The organism is Winogradskyella marincola (genome assembly GCF_029624125.1).
Classification (GTDB): domain Bacteria; phylum Bacteroidota; class Bacteroidia; order Flavobacteriales; family Flavobacteriaceae; genus Winogradskyella; species Winogradskyella marincola.
The window spans coordinates 162,490-179,942 of sequence record NZ_JARSBN010000004.1 but is presented as its reverse complement, the minus strand read 5'-3'; the positions used below and the strand labels follow the sequence as shown (position 1 = coordinate 179,942).

Genomic DNA, 17,453 nt, shown 5'->3' with positions numbered 1-17,453 from the left:
ACTTAATTAATAATAGATATTATGGCATTAGAGATAACAGATGCAACGTTTGAAGAAACAGTATTAAAAAGTGATAAACCAGTAATGGTAGATTTTTGGGCAGCTTGGTGCGGACCATGTCGTATGGTTGGACCAATCATTGACGAAATCTCTTCGGAATATGAAGGTAAAGCTGTAGTAGGTAAAGTAGATGTAGATGCTAACCAAGAATTTGCAGCAAAATATGGTGTAAGAAATATACCTACAGTATTAGTATTTCAAAATGGTGAAGTTGTAGGTCGCCAAGTAGGAGTTGCTCCAAAAAATGCATACGCAGAAGCTATTGATGCACTTTTATAAAAAGAATTTACTCTAAAAGAAATGATAAAAGGTTTGTCTTTAAGGCAAACCTTTTTTAGTTTCATAGCTGTTTTAAACCAAGTGTCTGTCATTCTTATAGAGAAAGTATGAGCGACGAGAAACCTTTAGGTTCAGCGCTAGCTAAATCTCTAATGAGGTTTATAGTATTCGTTTAAAATAGCATGCAGTTTATATTAAACACTGAGATAGAAGAAAGCAAATTCCTTCCCACTGGGAAGGTGAGGATGAGCTTATGGATTTACAGTTAGAACTTAACAAAACAGGAGGGTTTAAAAACCTTGAACTATTAGCAAAGCAAGTTGTCGAAGGTTTTATTGCAGGCATGCATAAAAGTCCTTTTCATGGCTTTTCTGCTGAGTTTGCAGAGCATAAAATATACAATCAGGGAGAAAGCACTAAGCATATTGATTGGAAGCTTTTTGCTAAAACAGATAGACTGTACACAAAACGCTACGATGAAGAAACCAATTTGCGATGCCATCTTATATTAGATAACAGTACGTCTATGCATTATCCAGAATCTGCTGGTACAAGCATAGGTAATCTTAATAAGTCGGCATTTTCGGCTTTAGCTTGTGCATCTTTAATGCACATATTAAAAAAGCAACGCGATGCAGTAGGATTGAGTGTTTATAGTGATGCTTATGATTTTTATTCTCCAGAAAAAGGGAGTGAACGCCATCATCAAATGTTATTGAGCAAATTAAGCGAAGCTGTTATATCTAAGCCAGAATCTAAGAGTACTGAGACGTATACTTATTTGCATCAAATTGCAGAAAAAATCCACAGACGATCTCTAATTTTTGTGTTTACGGACATGTTTCAAACATCTGAAGATGATGAGAAATTATTTGAAGCACTAAGACATTTAAAGCATAATAAACATGAAGTTGTACTCTTTCATGTGTTTGATAAGGAAAAGGAATTAACCTTTGAATTTGATAATAGGCCAAAACGATTTATCGATGTCGAAACAGGAGAATACATCAATTTATATCCCGATAATATAAAAGATAATTACGAAAAAGCAGTAAGTTCATATTTCAAAACTTTGAAATTAAAATGCGGTCAATACAGGATAAAGTATGTAGAAGCAGATATAAGAAAAGGATTTAATCAAATATTGACGACCTATATGGTTGAGCGTCAAAAATTTGTTTAAATTAATTAAATTTTTTTTTAATTTTTGTTTGTGTAATTAAAAAGACAGTGTATATTTGCACTCGCAATTATGCAACGGTCTGGTAGTTCAGTTGGTTAGAATATCTGCCTGTCACGCAGGGGGTCGCGGGTTCGAGTCCCGTCCAGACCGCAAAAAGCTTCTGGAAACAGGAGCTTTTTTAGTATAAAGACGTTGTGTTGTGCTCAGATGAATATCTGAGACGTAGTAGAAATCCAATAGAATTGGATATTTACCAATGAAAGGCTTTCCTTTTTTCTTTTTAGAAAATCGGGATGCTTTTTTGTTTTTATATGGTTTTGTCTTTTTTAAGATGTTGATTTTTAGTTTAAAAGCCTTCTTTTTTTTGCAATTTTTATTTTTGTGTTTATTTTATTTGTATGAAATCACTGTGTTGAATTCTAGGTGGTTTTTAAATTTTATTTTTTTTTATTAATTTCTAGTGCAAAAACTTCTTTTGATGAGTTTTACTGTGGGTGAAATACTTAGAGGCTTAAATAATAGTCAATTAGAAATGATTTTGACTAATAGCTCGCATATGCTATTATTTAGTATAGAAGGAAAACTCTTGTTTGCAAGTGAATCATTTTCTGAATTAATAGGTGTCTCTCAAGCAAAATTAACAAAGCAAAATGATGCTGTTTTTAGCGCTGTTGATTTAGAAAAAATTAAAAAAAATAAACCTAATCTTTTAAAAGGTAAGACATGCTTAGATAGTTTTAGTGTTGTTTCTAAAAATGGCACTAAACAAAGGTTTAATGCCATAATAGAGCCGATAAAAAAGGATGGAAAAGCAATAAAAGAGTACTTGGTGTTGCTTACTTCTAGGGATAGCTATCAGGATATTAATGAATTTCTTGAGTGTGATACGGCTTTTATAGAATTATTCAATAATAGTCCAATTCCCAAGTCTCTGACCAGTGTTTCGGATAAGAAATATATATATGTAAATAAAGCTTGGGAAAAATTCATAGGCTACTCTAGAGAAGAGGTTATAGGGAAGACGGCATTAGATCTGAATCTTTTGAGCTTGGAGGATGCAATCTTAATAGGAGAGAAGCTTTCTGATAAACAAAGTTTAGACTCTTTTGAGTATCATATGATAAGTAAGACAGGAGAAAAAAAGAAAGTGTTACTATCTCTTGTGAAGTTGCAAATAGCAGGAGAATTTTATATCAATAGTTCTGTAATAGATATTAATGAATTAGATAAATCAGAAAAAAAACTTCTGAAAGAAAAGAAATTTACAGAAGAGTTGATGGCATCACTGCAAGAAGGATTGATTATTGTTAATCTAGAAGGTAAGATACTTATGGTTAACGATTCTACTTGCAAAATACTTGGATATTCTAAAGAAGAATTAATAGGTTTAGATTTGCCCTATCCATTTGCCAGACTCGAAGACTTTGCTGAAATAGAGAAGAAAAACAAAAGCATTTCCAAAGGTGATATACCTCCGTTTCAATTTGAGTTTATAAGAAAAAACGGAGAGCATTTTACAGCATCATTTGCAACCGGAAATATAAAGAATGATAAAGGGGAGGCTATTGCGCTATTTGGCACAATGAAAGATATCTCTCAGGACATTAAGCTTAAAAAAACATTAGAGGATAAAGCAAAAAAATCTACAGAACGTAAAGAAGCTATTTTAAAACTGGCATCATTAGTTGGTGATGATTTAGATAAGGTATTTAAGGAGATAACTTCGATGTCTGCAAAAATACTAAATGTGGCCAGAGTCAGTGTTTGGAGTCTAAACGAAGATCATACCGAGATTCATTGTCAAAATGTATATAGTCTTAAGGATAATACACACGGTAATCATCTAAGATTAAAAGCTAAAGATTATCCAAATTATTTTAAAGCCTTAAAAAAGTATAAAACCATAAGGGCTAATGATGCAAGAAAAGATAAGGTTACCAAAGAGTTTACAGAGAGTTACTTAGATCCTTTAGGAATAACATCTATGATGGATGTTTTTGTGCAAGGCGCTAAAGGCACTTATGGTATAATTTGTTTTGAGCATATTGGATCTAAAAAGATTTGGAGTGCAGAAGATGAGGAGTTTGCTTCTTCTATTGCTAATATAGTTTCGCTTTGTGTAGAGTCTCAAGAAAGAAAAGAGGCCGAAAATAAGTTGAAATTAGAAAACGAATTTTCATCTATGCTAATAAATACCATGCATGATGGTATGGCTGTAATTGATTTAGATGCTAAAATAATACAAGTTAATCCAGCATTTTGTAATATGTTGGGTTATACAGAAAAGGAATTGGTAGGAATGCAGAGGCCATTTCCTTTCTCGCCACCCGAAATAAGGGATTTGGTAGATTTAAGGTACGATAAACTAAAAGCAGGAACCCTAAATGGAAAGTTTGAGAGTGTTTACGTTCATAAAAAAGGCCACCGTTTTCCTATATCTGTTGAGATATCTAGTATAAAAGATAATCAAGGAAAAAAAATAGGGTATTTCTCTACTGTCATGGATATCACAGACCGTGTAAAAGCAGATAAAATGCTTAAGGATAATGCAGCTATCGCTTTACAGAGAAAACGAACAATAATGAAGCTGGTAGGCTTGGTGGGCGAAGATTTTGAAGCTGCTTTAAAAGAAATCGTAACGGTTTCTGCAAAAGCCTTAAATGTAGGTAGAGTTACTGTTTGGCAATATCAGAATGATAATTCAGAGCTGTTAAGTAAGCTCTACTACAATGCTAAAGAGAATCATTATGACGAAAATGGTCTTGTAATAACTAAAGACGATTATCCAGAATATTTTAAAGCATTTGAAAATAAGAGTTTAATAAACATAAAAGACGTTGTTAAGGACTCGGTAACTAAGGCATTTGCAGAAGAATATTTTGTACCATACAATATAACATCCAGGTTAGATTTGGTGATTTATGGAAGAGAGTCTAATTATGGTATAATTAGTTTTGAAAACTCGGGTGAAAAAAGGGTTTTTACACCAGAAGAAGAGAATTTTGCGGCATCCATAGTAAATGTCGTCTCATTAATGATAGAAAGTACTGAGCGCAAGTTGGCAGAAAACAAATTAATTGAAGCAAATGATAAACTCTTAAAAGTAAATACTGAATTAAATAAACTAAAAAAAGAGTTAGAGCAAGAGAACGTGTATTTAAGAGAGGAGATCGGTCTTGTTTTTAATTATGAAGAAATGGTTTATGGTAGTGTGGCTTTTAGTAAGGTTTTAACTGAGGTAGAAAGGGTTGCTGTAACAGATGCAACTGTTTTGTTGTTAGGTGAATCGGGAACAGGAAAAGAGTTGTTAGCAAGAGCAATTCATAACATAAGCCCAAGAAAAAACAAGCCTTTAATTAAGGTTAACTGTGCGGCTATACCCAAGGAATTAATAGAGAGTGAGTTGTTTGGGCATAAAAAAGGTGCATTTACAGGAGCAATAAATGATAAACTAGGTAAGTTTCAGTTAGCTGATGGAGGAACACTGTTTTTAGATGAAATTGGTGAAATGCCAATAGAGATGCAGCCCAAATTATTAAGAGCAATTCAAGAGTCTGAAGTTGAGCAGGTTGGTGGTGTTGAAACACAAAAGGTTGATATAAGAATTATTACAGCTACAAACAAAGATCTTAAAGCAGAGATAAGTAATAAAAATTTTAGAGAAGATCTTTATTTTAGAATTAATGTTTTTCCAATTCATGTGCCACCATTACGAGAGCGAGTGGAGGATATTCCTATTTTAATAGAGCATTTCGTCAATAAATTCAGTAAAGAATATAGTAAGAGCATAAAATACATACCAGAAACCACAAAGCGAAACATGCAAACCTATGCATGGCCAGGAAATATAAGAGAACTCGAAAATTTAATAGAAAGAGCTGTTATTCTTTCTAATAATGAGATGTTGTCTATACCTACGTTTGAGTCTTCTCCAGAATCCTCAGAGGAGAAGTTAATATCATCAACAGTATTTACTCTAGATGAAGCTCAAAGAGCACATATTATAAAAATTCTCAAAAAAACCAATTGGAAGATTGATGGTGAAGATGGAGCAAGTAAGCTCTTAGATATAAAACCTAGTACGTTGAGAGATCGAATGAAAAAGCTGGGAATCAAAAGACCAGAGTAGTCACGGCTATCCGCTGATTAACTGTTTTTTCTTAAATAATCAACGGTATTCCGTGAGTGTGTTTTTTTCTATTTTTCTTAATGTGAAATTTAAGAGCCACTATTTCAGCATTTTACAAAATAATTTCAAACGCATTATAGCTTTTGGCATAAGTATTGGCATGAAAAAAATGTCAAAACAATGTCAATGGAAAGTTTTATAGTATTTGAATATGAAAAGGCCAAATTTTGGACAAAAGAAGGTGTGCTTTTTTGTGAGTTTAACAACAGAGATATTCACCATAAATTAACTAGTGGTCAGGTAGAGAGGTATATAGAAATTATAAAAGAGCTTACCAATGGGCAAATAATGCCATTTCTTATAGATATTAGAAACTCATTCGGAAACTTCACAATAAAAGCAGCAGAACTGTTTGCAAACAGTCCTTATCTAAAAAGTATAAGACTTTCAGAAGCTTATGTAATTAATTCAATTAATTCAAAATTATCAATTAGTTCTTACAAAAGACTGTTTGAGCCAAAAACGCCATTTCAATTTTTCGATAATCTTGATAGCGCTTTAGAGTATTGCTTACAATCAAAAGATAATTATTATGGGACAAGATTTTAAGCAAGAGCTTTTAAAGAGGTACAAGAACAACCATCTTTTGGTTGTGGGAGAAAATTCTATGGTTTCCATAACCGATAGGTATGGGAGAATTACACATGCAAGTGATTGTTTTTGTGAATTTATGGAATTGACAAAAGAAAAAATTATTGGAGAATCTTTAAAGATTATAGAGTCGCATCTTCATTCTGGTGAGCAATATAAAGAGTTGTGGAAAACCATTAAAAAAGGAATGGTTTGGAAAGGCATATTGCCATATGAGAAAAATAAAATCACATATTATCTAGATACTGTAATATTACCAGTAAAGGATGAAAGAGGTGTAATAATTGAACATATAGTCTTATATCAAGATGTTTTGTCGCAATGGAAAACAAACAGATTAAGTAAGCACGACCAGGAGCAGGTTTTAAAGTCTTTTTCTCATGATGCTAACCAAACAATATACTCGGTTAATCGAGAAGGAGATATTATAAATGTAAACAATGGTATTGATGGTTTAGGGATTTCAATTTATGAGATTTTGAATCCTAGATACAACAATGAGATTAAAAAGCATATTGATTCTGTTTTTACAAACAAAAGGGTAAGTAAAGTTAAAATTACTGAGTTGTCTCCATCAGGAACCAATACCTTTTTTACACTTACTATTAGTCCTGTATTTAATAACAAGGAATCTGTAGAGTATGTAAAACTTTCGGTTAAAAAATACTTTGATGTAATAAACACAGCTACAGAAAAGAAGCCTAATTTAGATAAGTATCATACTGTTTTTAAATCTACACAAAAAGAAAGTTTAGTACTAACAGATAAAGATGGTATAATAACAGATTGGAATAAAGGTGCAGAGATTGCTTTTGGTTATAATAAAGAAGAAGTGATAGGTAATCATCTAGAAGTTTTATTCTCAACCCAAAAAGATAAATCTAACCTTCGTAGATTTCTTAGAGGAAAAAAACTTTATTACGATTCTTACAAGGAGAAAAACTTAATAATGACAGGTGTAAAAAAAGGAGGTAAAGCCTTTCCTGTTGAGTTTTCTTTGTCTTATTACCAAAATGGTAAGAAGGGTTTCTTTTGTGCAATGTTATTAGATATTTCAAAGCGTAGAAACTTAGAAAAGAAGTTAAAACAAAAGAAAAAAGATTTAGAATTATTTCTTTACAGGTCTGCCCACGACCTTAAAGCGCCTTTTACTTCTGCAGAAGGTTTGTTAAACTTAATAAAGGAAGAACCAATAAATGATAAGGTTAAATTATTAGTAAACATGCTAGACTCAACTTTAGAACGAGGAAGAGTCTTGTCTGATAATTTAGCATTAGCATCAGTGATTTCTAATAAAAAAGAAGAGCTGAGTGCAATTGATTTTTCTAAAATAGTTGAAGGCACTTTTCAAACTTTAAATGGAATGAAGAATTTTTCTTCAATCCAATTTCAGATAGACATTAATCAAACTAATATCTTTTTTTCTAATAAAGAGTTATTGTCTTCGTTGTTTCAAAATTTAATTCAAAATGCAATTAGCTACAGTAAGCCAGTAAGCAGTGAGCATATGCCACGCGTAAGAATTCAATTCTCACAATATAGTGATAGAATAGAGTTAATTGTAGAGGATAATGGAGTGGGTATTTCTAAAAAAGATATTAGCAAAATTTTTAATCTCTACTACAGAGTTAATAGCGATTTAGTAAACGGAAATGGTCTTGGGCTGTATATCGTAAAAAATATAGTTGAAGATCTTAGTGGAGATATAAAAGTATCTAGTGAGTTAGGAAAAGGCACCTGCTTTGAGGTGGCTTTACCAATAACATAAAAAAATCCTACGCCATGATTAAGAATGTAATTTTAATAGATGATAATAAAATAGATTTATTTGTTAGTCAAAAAATACTTGAAAAGTATAACAGTAAGCTCCATATAAAAACGTTTACCAGTGGCTTTAGTGCTTTAAGCTATTTTAAACTTATGGAGTTAAAACCACATTTAGAAGTTTGTGTAGTGCCAGATATTATTTTTTTAGATATAAATATGCCACAAATGAATGGGTTCGAATTTCTTAAAGAATTTGAGAAGTTGAACGCATCAAAGTTAAAAAAGACAAAAACCTATATGTTGTCATCATCAACTAGTGCAAAGGATATAATTAAAGCAAAAAATGAAGCGCTATGCTCAGGTTATATTAGTAAGCCTTTAACTGTAGATAAATTAAAAAAGAGAATAACGTCAGATTTTCATTTAAGAAAGCTAGACTTTTTTTGTACGTTATAGATGAATTTTTTTATGATTTCTGTGGGTTTTTAATTCAATAAAACGCACTTAATCGAATAAAAGTGTAATTTTATCGATGAATTATTTGCAAGAATCTAAAAGAATATTATATTTGTAGTCCTTTTTAAGCCCTTAAAATCACTTATCTAGGACATTTAATTATCCATTCGACTTTAAAACTTAAAGTTTTTTAACTAAAACGTCCCTCGTTTTATTTTAGTACAATTTAGGTTCAAAAAAACCTACAATAGTTAATTATCCATTCCCTTCCCTCATCGTAGCGTTTTTCGTTACACTATTATAATATTGACTATTAAACCCTAAATTGATAATTATGAAAACCCTGAAAATTACCTTAGCTTTATTAGCTGTAGCAATGTTAACTGTATCTGGTGTACAATCAGATAAAAATGAAACTGCTGAAAAAACAAATATTCATCAGCCAACAAAAATTGATTTATTGGCACATGAAGGAAAAAAAGAAATTAAAATGCCTGAGCAAGGTTAATATTTTTAATAATAAAGAATACAAAGCCCATGTTACTGCAACATGGGCTTAGTTTTTTTACAATAAAAAGTGTTTTTAATATTTTAAGAAAAATTTATTCTAAATTTGATTGTCAATCACAAATAAAAATACTTGAAACGACTTTTATTTATAATTTTTGCACTTTTTTTTGTTCAGTTGTATGCGCAATCAAATAGTAAACTTTTAGATTCTTTAAGTTATTATCAAGAATTATCAAAGAGTAAATCTCAATCTTTAGAAGATCGGCTAAAGTATGCAAAAGTAGCTAGTGATTTTGCTGAAGACACCAAAAACGATTCAATAATACTGTCAGCCGGTAGAAATTTAGCATATTCATATTTAATAAATGGCGAGTTTGATCGGTTTAAAGAAGTTAGCTTAGTTAATTTAGAGCAAGCTATTAAACTCAAAGATTCTAATGCATTAGCATACACTAATAAAAACTTAGGCTGGTACTACTATCAGATAGAGGATGATAATACTAATGCTTACCGTTATTTTGTTGAAGCTTTAAAGTACTTTGATGTTTTAAAAAATTTAAAGGAAAAGGCAGAAATAATATACAGTATTGCGGTTTTACAGGACAACGAAAAAGATTATTTAGGAAGTGAACAAAATGCTGTTGAAGCTTTAAAAATTTTTAATGCTATAAATGACAGTAAATACAACTTAGATAAATATTTAGTTCTAAATCTTTTAGGTAGTGTTTCAAATAAATTAGAAAATTATGATGATTCTATAGAGTACCATAAACAGGCGCTGGAAATATCTAAAAGGCTTAAGAATGAGTATAAATATTACTTGGAGTCTATGAATAATTTAGCACTTCCTTACAGAGAGAAAGGTGATTATTCCAGAGCTTTAGATATATATAGAGAGTTACTAAATGATCCAAAATTAAAAAGCGAAAACATTGTTTTTTACTCCCTAATTTTAGAGAATTATGCTTTTACAAGATTCTTAAAAGGAGATTATGATTATCAATCTTTAGAAGATGATTTTCTAAAAGCATTAAAGGTAGCCGATAGTATAAATGACCCTTATACCAAATTGGCAGCTTCAATAGATCTTGCAAAGTTCTATAAAGCTAATGATAAGAGAAGTTCTGCTTTAAAGTATGCAGAAGAGAGTTATAAAATTTCAAAAGATATTCCTATAGTAGAATTGTATTTGGAGTCCATGATTATTCTTTCTGGATTAACAAATGGAGATGTTAGTAAGTCTTATTTAGAAGAGCATATAAGGTTAAGCGATAGTCTTTTAAAAGTTGAAAGATCTGTTAGAAATAAATTTGCAAGAATTAAATATGGTGCAGATCAACTCGAAGCAGAGAATAAACAAATTACCAGAGAAAACCTTTATTTACTAATTCTTTCAGCAGGTCTCTTGTTTACAGCAGTTTTAGTGTATTTGGTTATTTCTCAGCGCTCTAAGAATAGAAAGCTTAAGCTTATTCAAGTACAACAAAAAGCCAATGAAGATATCTATAACTTAATGCTAAGCCAACAGGATAAGGTAGATGAGGCAAGAGCAAAAGAGAAAATAAGAGTTTCTAAAGAGTTGCATGATGGTGTTTTAGGTAGATTGTTTGGTACACGATTGAGTTTAGACAGTATTAACTTTAAGGATGGTAAAGAAGCTATGATGGCGAGAGCTAATTATATTAGCCAGTTAAAAACCATAGAAGAAGATATACGTAAGATATCGCATGAGTTAAATACAGACTTTGTCTCTGGATCTGGATTTATGGATATTGTTTCAGAACTTATAGAAAATCAAACCAAGGCTTACGATCTTACTTACGAGTTTAATTATACCGATGACATTAGTTGGGATTCTGTATCAAATAAGACTAAGATTAATATTTATAGAATCATTCAAGAGTCCATGCAAAATATATACAAGCATGCTAATGCAAAAGCTATAAAAATTAGTATTTCTTTAGAAAAAAATGTAATTTGCCTAGATATCATTGATGATGGAGAAGGCTTCGATACGTCGAAAAGCAAAAAAGGCATTGGTTTAAAAAATATGACCTCTCGTGTAGAGGAGATTAATGGAAAAATCACCTTTGCGTCTCAATCTGGAAATGGTACAACTGTTAATGTTAAGATTCCCTATACTAACCAATCGACATGACATGAATCAGTGCAAAGCCTTGTATCAAAATAAAGTTTTGTAGTGATGAATTGCATCTGTCTTATTAAAAAGAAGAAATAACCAGATGAAACATATTAACATTCTAATGGTAGATGATCATCCGATCATTATTGAAGGTTACCAAAATGTGTTAATGGCCACAAAAGAAGAAGATCAAACCCTACTTATTGATACTGCTAATAATTGCGATACTGCTCAACTAATGATTAACAGAGCAGCAAAAGGCACACCATACGATGTGTGTTTTTTTGATATTAGTTTGCCACCATCAGAAGATGGAAGGTATGCTTCAGGCGAAGATTTAGCGCTATTAGCCAAAAGAGTGCTGCCAGACGCAAAAATTATTATTCTTACAATGTTTAATGAATCTTTTAGAATTCATAATATCATAAAAGAAATAAATCCAGATGGCTTTCTTATAAAAAGTGATTTAACATCTATGGAACTCGCAGATGCTTTTCAGCAAATACTAAAATATCCTCCTTATTATAGTAGCACAGTAAGCAACTATGTTAAGAAAACCATTACCAGCGAAATCTACGTAGATGATATTAACAGAAAAATTTTACATCTTTTGTCTCAAGGTATAAAAACCAAAAGTCTTAGCGAGTATATTCCGTTGTCTACCAGCGCAATAGAAAAAAGAAAAAAACAACTTAAGTTATTATTTTCTGTTGAGAACGGTAAAGATGAAACATTGCTTCAAGAAGCAAGAGATAAAGGGTTCTTATAAAGAAAAAAAAAAAAATGAGGTTTTTAATGGTGTTAAAAAGTGTTGTAAACCCTTGTTAATACTGCAAATTACGGTTTTTCCGTAATAAGTGTGCGGTTTTACCACAACAAAAAATAAAGATGTTAGTTTACATTTACCGCAGGTCAACAAGTAATTAATTAATCCCTCATTAAGTAATTGTTGAGTTAATAGCAAAAAGAATTAACCTAGTTACAGTTTTGTAACTAGGTTTTTTTATGCTCAATGTTTTTAAAACCAGCTTGAATTGTGTTCTGATAGCTTGGCTATAAATAGGCCAAAATATATTATAGCAACAATAAACTTTAAAAACGTTGAAGCTATAAAACCTAAAAATGAACCAAATGCAGCTTTCGTTGCTTTATTTATATCATTTCTATGAATCATCTCACCAACTAAAGCGCCAATGAATGGACCAATGATAATTCCAAAAGGAATAGGAGCAATTAAACCAACAACCAAACCAAGTGTAGTACCAATCATACCTTCTTTACTGCCACCAAAACGTTTTGTTCCTAAGGCAGGTATAATGTAGTCTAGTACATAAATTATTATTGCTATGATTAGAGTTGCAATCAAAAAAGTACTACTTAATTGTACGCCTTTAGTATAATGGAGTACCAAAAGACCAATCCAACTTGTAAGTGGACCAGGAATTATAGGTAGAAAACTACCTAAAATACCAAGAATCATAAGCAGTATACCAAGTATCACAAGAAATATTTCCATATAAATTATTTGTATTCAGTTATGTGACGCGTAAAACAGTGTTTAGTTACACTTTTAACTAAAAAGTTAGTTTAAACTAAATATTTAGTTATATTTGTTTTAATGTTCAACTAAAAACTTAGTTTAATGAAGCAATTAACTAAAGCTGAAGAAGAAATAATGCAAGCCCTTTGGCAATTAAAAAAAGCTAATGTTAAGTCTGTTATTGAGGTTTTATCAGAGCCAAAACCTGCTTATAATACCGTGTCGACTATTATTAGAATATTAGAATCTAAGGGTTTTGTGGATTATAAAAAGGAAGGGAAAGGTCATACTTATTTTCCTATAGTGGCGAAAGAAGCTTACAGCAATCAGTCTATAAATAAGTTGCTAGACAATTATTTTCAAGGATCTTTTAAAAGTATGGTGTCTTTTTTTGTGAAAAAGAATGATGTAGATGTTAATGATATAGAAAGCTTGCTCAACGAAATTAATAAAGAGAAGTAATTATGTTGTACAGTATCATTCAAATTGTATTGTTTCAAACTCTATTTCTGTTAGTGTATGACTTGTTTTTAAGGCGCGAAACCTTTTTTAATTATAACAGAATCTATCTATTGCTAACATCTGTGTTTTCAATAGTGTTGCCATTTGTAAAACTTCCAGAATTAAGAAAGGTTACAACACAAGAAACCGTAATAAGATTACCAGAAGTCTTTATTGGAGACGGTTCAAACATTGATGCAAATCCTTATTTAGTAGAACAAATAAACGAAGCTGCCATTACGAACTCACAATTACCAATATGGCAAATAGTGTTATACATTGGTGTGGTATTAGCAGCACTAGTGTTTATAGTAAAAATTGCAAAACTCTATTTTATAAAAAACAATAATCCTAAACGTTGGAAAGGCAACATACTCATTGTTAATCTTCTTAAAAGTTCAGCGGCATTCTCATTTTTTAACACCGTTTTTTTAGGAGATAAGATTCCAAGTTCTGAAAGAAATACAATATACGAGCATGAGCTAGTTCATGTGAAAGAAAAGCACAGTGTAGATCTGTTGTTTTTTGAAGTCCTCAGAATCCTGTTTTGGTTTAGTCCATTGGTGTATATGTATCAAAGTAGAGTTAAAGAATTGCACGAGTTTATAGCAGATGCTAAAGCTGTGAAACATCAAGGTAAATCCAGTTATTATCAGAGTTTATTGCATCAAATATTAGATACTAATTCGCTGTCTTTTACCAATACATTTTTCAAAAAATCATTAATCAAAAAACGAATCATTATGTTACAAAAATCAAAATCCAGTCAAAAGAATTTGTTTAAGTATGCACTTTTACTTCCTGTAATATTTGCAATGTTGGTTTACACTTCAACAGAGGTTAAAGCACAAGAAAAATCTGACGCTAAAACAGAAATGAATCAAGAGTTGACAGATGAGGAGCTTCTGAAAATCTATTATAATGATATTCTTGAAATGGAAAAGAAAGGAATAAAGTTCTATGAAATTTCAAAATACGTAGGTTTTGATGACGGAAAATCAAATGACTATATACAGTCTAGAGAAGATTACTTAAAGATCAGTGCATTTATGCGATACATGGTTAAAATGATGAAAGACAAAAAATCGGAAAGCAATGAGTTGTCAGATGAAAGTAGAGAACTGTATAAAAAAATGTATGATTTACCACATAAAAGTTATCAAGGCTATTTAGAATGGAAAAAAACGGATGAAGCTAAAAGAAAATGGGAATCTTATACAGGAAATGGAACATTGAAATTATTTGTAGAGGATATGGCAAACAAAACCCAAAAAGAGCAAAAACGTTTCGATGATTTAATGAATCAATTAAATAAAGATAAGTCGTACTATAAATTAATTGTTACCGATGGTAAGTCTACATTTGTCATTGATTCTCCATTATATGAAACAGAAACTGAAACTGAATTACTCGAAGTCCCTTTTCATGTTATAGATCAAGCTCCATCACACAAAGAGTGCGTAAATTTAATATCAGAACAAGATAAGAAGGAATGTTTCTCAGAGTTTGTAAACGCTCATGTTAAGAAGAATTTTAATACAAAAGTAGAGACCAATGCAGAGCTACATAAAAAGCGCATTTTTGCACGTTTTTTAATCGATGCAGATGGTAATGTTACCAGAATACAAGCCAGAGCAGCTAGTAAAGTTTTAGAAGAAGAAGCAATGCGTGTTTTAAGCTTGTTGCCACAATTTATACCTGGTCGTCAAAAGGATAAGGCTGTTGCTGTAGCATTTTCATTACCAATTGTATTAACTCAAAAATAGAAGTCAGTTTATGAGATTTCGAGTAATTATTGTTTCGGTATTATTGATGTCTTGTATGGTTAATGCTCAAAGTATTAAGGATAAAGCTGACCATTTTTTTGCTACAGGTAACTTTTCAAAATCAATTGAAACGTACAAAACTCTAGAAGTCTTAGATGATGTGTACGATGATATAGCAAAGGCATACGTTGCTATTGGTAATTATGGCGAAGGTTTAGCTTACTATAAAAAAGCAATTTCGGTAAGCCCAGAAGATCTTTTGTTACAATATCAGTATGCCAAGCTATTGTCAAAAACAAAGAATTATAAAGAAGCTCATAAACGTTTTTCAGATTTAATCCAAAGCGACAGCCTCAACCCAAATTTTCATTATGAGTTAGGTGTAATATTAGAAAAACTTCAGGATAGCACAGCGTTAGAGCGTTTTAAAACCACCTTTCAGTTAGACTCAACACATCAAAAAGCAATTTTTAAAATCGGAAAAAGGCATCTTGTAAAGCGAAGGTTTAAAGAAGCACATGCAATTATAGATGTAGGTTTAGAAAGCTATTCAGAAAATATAGAGCTTATAAGTTTAAAGGCGCAGGCTTATTACCATCAAGAATATTACACGCACTCGGTAGTTTGGTTTAACAAGCTTTTAGATTTAGGTGAAAAATCAGAATTTATTCACGAAAAACTAAGTTTAAGTTATGCTCAAAACTCAGATTATAAAGACGCAATTTATCATAGAGAAGAAGCCTTAAAATTTAATCCTCAAGATGCAAGTGCTTTGTTTGTTTTAGGTAATTATTATGCGGCTTTGAGTGATTTTGAAAAAGCAGAAGACTATTATAAAAAATCACTAAAGTTACGTGATGTACCATTATCTAATGAATATCAAAAATTAGGATTAGTTTTAAATAAACAGAGAAAGTATAAAGAAGCTATTGAAGCCTTAAAAAAAAGCAAAAAAAGAGAATCCTAATGATATTATGAATTCATTTTTTATCCTAAGAACAAAGGATGCATATTATGCAGATGTTGATGCCAAAATAAAACTATATGAGGACTTTCTAAAAAATGAAAAAAATGCGCCTTTAAAACCCTATGCAGAGTTAAGGTTGAAAGAATTAAAGGAGGAAAAATTCTTAGAAAGAGACTAAAACCCAAAAATATTGTACATTTCGCTATTAGAAATGTGCTAATGAACCGACTAGCTTGTTTTTTATTAATTTTTCTGTTAACCGCTTGCGACTATTTTGAAAAGCAAAAAGTAAATACAGAAGATTTACTAGAAGAAGAATTACAAACCTTCAATTGGAACGATGTAGACACGTATCCAACCTTTAATAGTTGTGAGGCTATGACCACTAAAGAGGACAGTAGAGTTTGTTTTCAGAATACCTTATTGCAGCACGTTAATGATTATTTAGGAAGCCAAAACATTGTCGTTTCAGAAGATGTTTATGATACTATTCGATTAAAATTAATCATAGACAACAAAGGACTTTTACAAATAGAAGATATCGCTTTACATCCTGAAACCGAATATCAAATTCCCGAAATTGACAGCTTGTTACGTCAAAGTTTAAAAGATGTGCCAAAAATATTTCCAGCTATAAAAAGAGGGCAACAGGTCACTACAGTTTTCGAACTGCCTGTGATTGTAAGGATAGATTAGTTTTGTTAGTAGTTAGTGCATGAAAATAGGAAAACTTGGCATCTTTGCGCCTTAGCGAGAAAAAACTAAAACCGTATAGCCAATTTCTGCATCAATCGTAACACTTCAACATACAGCCAAATAAGCGTTGCTAAAAGTCCCCAAGTAGCCAGCCATTCTTTATGTTTTGGAGCTTTGTTTTTGTAACGTTCTATGTAATCAAAATCTAATAGTAGTGCAAAAGAAGCCACTATAGCTGCCAAAACATTAAAGATGATAGCAAACCAAGATGTTCCCCAAATATATGTTTTGATACCAAAAAAACTCAAAATCCACGAGATAAGATACACTACCATAATACTAACAGTGGCTGTAATAATAACACTTCTAAATTTTTTGGTGACTACTATAATTCTTAATTGGTAAAGCAATAGCATTACAAAAAATGTAATGATAGTTACACCAATAGCTTGGTAAGGCAAATCAGGAAAATTTTTGTGAGCATAAGCAGAAAATCCACCTAAAAAAAAGCCTTTTGCAATAATATAAAGTGGCACTAAAATATGCGCCCAGTTTTGACGAATAGAAATTAAAACACTCACTATAACTGCACCTAGCATACCACCAAGAGAAAACCATCGCATTGATGTTCCGGCTTCGTTAAGTTTCCATAAATAAGCTGTAATGGCTGCGATAACCAAAATGCCAATCACAGACTTAAAGAAAATGCCTGCTACAGACATGGTTTTTACAGACGATTTATCATCTTCCCAAAAGTAGCTGTTAAATACAGGATTAGAGGTTTTAAAATTCCTGAGACTCATTA

The 17,453-nt window shown here is 31.3% G+C and carries 16 protein-coding genes and 1 tRNA gene; 15 read left to right on the top strand and 2 right to left on the bottom strand.

Features of this window, described 5'->3' with window-relative positions; translation table 11 throughout:
• Positions 1-21: 21 nt before the first annotated feature.
• The 10 genes from trxA (at position 22) to P7122_RS08585 (ending at position 11,947) form a co-directional block, all read left to right on the top strand.
• Positions 22-339 carry a thioredoxin gene (trxA, locus tag P7122_RS08630; protein ID WP_185787894.1) on the top strand — a complete coding sequence of 106 codons (318 nt, stop codon included), beginning with the start codon at positions 22-24 and terminating at the stop codon, positions 337-339.
• Between the two features lie 253 nt (positions 340-592).
• Complete coding sequence (locus P7122_RS08625) at positions 593-1,522, top strand: DUF58 domain-containing protein (protein WP_278005387.1); 930 nt, start codon at positions 593-595, stop codon at positions 1,520-1,522.
• A gap of 76 nt (positions 1,523-1,598) precedes the next feature.
• Positions 1,599-1,672: transfer RNA gene (locus tag P7122_RS08620), tRNA-Asp, on the top strand.
• Positions 1,673-2,000: 328 nt separating this feature from the next.
• The gene (locus P7122_RS08615) at positions 2,001-5,651 is read left to right on the top strand and encodes a sigma 54-interacting transcriptional regulator (RefSeq protein ID WP_278005386.1); all 3,651 of its coding nucleotides are present in this window, start codon (positions 2,001-2,003) and stop codon (positions 5,649-5,651) included.
• Positions 5,652-5,837: 186 nt separating this feature from the next.
• Positions 5,838-6,260 (top strand): DUF7793 family protein, encoded by a 423-nt coding sequence (locus P7122_RS08610; RefSeq protein ID WP_278005385.1) that lies wholly within the window; start codon positions 5,838-5,840, stop codon positions 6,258-6,260.
• Positions 6,244-8,070, top strand: a complete 1,827-nt coding sequence (locus P7122_RS08605) for a PAS domain-containing sensor histidine kinase (RefSeq protein WP_278005384.1) — start codon at positions 6,244-6,246, stop codon at positions 8,068-8,070. The genes P7122_RS08610 and P7122_RS08605 overlap by 17 nt, the downstream gene beginning before the upstream one ends.
• 14 nt (positions 8,071-8,084) lie before the next feature.
• The gene (locus tag P7122_RS08600) at positions 8,085-8,525 is read left to right on the top strand and encodes a response regulator (RefSeq protein WP_278005383.1); all 441 of its coding nucleotides are present in this window, start codon (positions 8,085-8,087) and stop codon (positions 8,523-8,525) included.
• A 334-nt stretch (positions 8,526-8,859) separates the two neighbouring features.
• Complete coding sequence (locus P7122_RS08595; protein WP_278005382.1) at positions 8,860-9,033, top strand: hypothetical protein; 174 nt, start codon at positions 8,860-8,862, stop codon at positions 9,031-9,033.
• Positions 9,034-9,165: 132 nt separating this feature from the next.
• Entirely contained in the window at positions 9,166-11,193 is a 2,028-nt protein-coding gene (locus P7122_RS08590; protein ID WP_278005381.1) for a tetratricopeptide repeat-containing sensor histidine kinase, read from the top strand.
• 85 nt (positions 11,194-11,278) lie between these two features.
• Complete coding sequence (locus tag P7122_RS08585) at positions 11,279-11,947, top strand: response regulator (RefSeq protein WP_278005380.1); 669 nt, start codon at positions 11,279-11,281, stop codon at positions 11,945-11,947.
• Between the two features lie 249 nt (positions 11,948-12,196).
• Here the strand turns inward: P7122_RS08585 and P7122_RS08580 are convergent, their stop codons facing one another.
• Positions 12,197-12,694: a DUF456 domain-containing protein gene (locus P7122_RS08580; RefSeq protein ID WP_278005379.1), complete on the bottom strand. Its 498-nt coding sequence runs from the start codon at positions 12,692-12,694 to the stop codon at positions 12,197-12,199.
• Positions 12,695-12,820: 126 nt separating this feature from the next.
• Here P7122_RS08580 and P7122_RS08575 point away from each other — a divergent pair, with 126 nt between their 5' ends.
• The 5 genes from P7122_RS08575 to P7122_RS08555 are packed head-to-tail and all read left to right on the top strand — an operon-like array spanning position 12,821 to position 16,648.
• The gene (locus P7122_RS08575) at positions 12,821-13,180 is read left to right on the top strand and encodes a BlaI/MecI/CopY family transcriptional regulator (protein WP_278005378.1); all 360 of its coding nucleotides are present in this window, start codon (positions 12,821-12,823) and stop codon (positions 13,178-13,180) included.
• Between the two features lie 2 nt (positions 13,181-13,182).
• Complete coding sequence (locus P7122_RS08570; RefSeq protein ID WP_278005377.1) at positions 13,183-14,985, top strand: M56 family metallopeptidase; 1,803 nt, start codon at positions 13,183-13,185, stop codon at positions 14,983-14,985.
• A 10-nt stretch (positions 14,986-14,995) separates the two neighbouring features.
• A complete protein-coding gene (locus P7122_RS08565) occupies positions 14,996-15,952 on the top strand; it encodes a tetratricopeptide repeat protein (RefSeq protein ID WP_278005376.1) in 957 nt (318 codons plus the stop codon).
• A gap of 7 nt (positions 15,953-15,959) precedes the next feature.
• On the top strand, positions 15,960-16,130 hold the full coding sequence (locus P7122_RS08560) for a hypothetical protein (protein ID WP_278005375.1): 171 nt from the start codon (positions 15,960-15,962) through the stop codon (positions 16,128-16,130).
• Positions 16,131-16,171: 41 nt separating this feature from the next.
• A complete protein-coding gene (locus P7122_RS08555; RefSeq protein WP_278005374.1) occupies positions 16,172-16,648 on the top strand; it encodes a hypothetical protein in 477 nt (158 codons plus the stop codon).
• 65 nt (positions 16,649-16,713) lie between these two features.
• On the opposite strand, the gene P7122_RS08550 is transcribed toward P7122_RS08555, so the two are convergent.
• Positions 16,714-17,451 (bottom strand): Bax inhibitor-1/YccA family protein, encoded by a 738-nt coding sequence (locus P7122_RS08550; protein ID WP_278005373.1) that lies wholly within the window; start codon positions 17,449-17,451, stop codon positions 16,714-16,716.
• Positions 17,452-17,453: the final 2 nt, after the last annotated feature.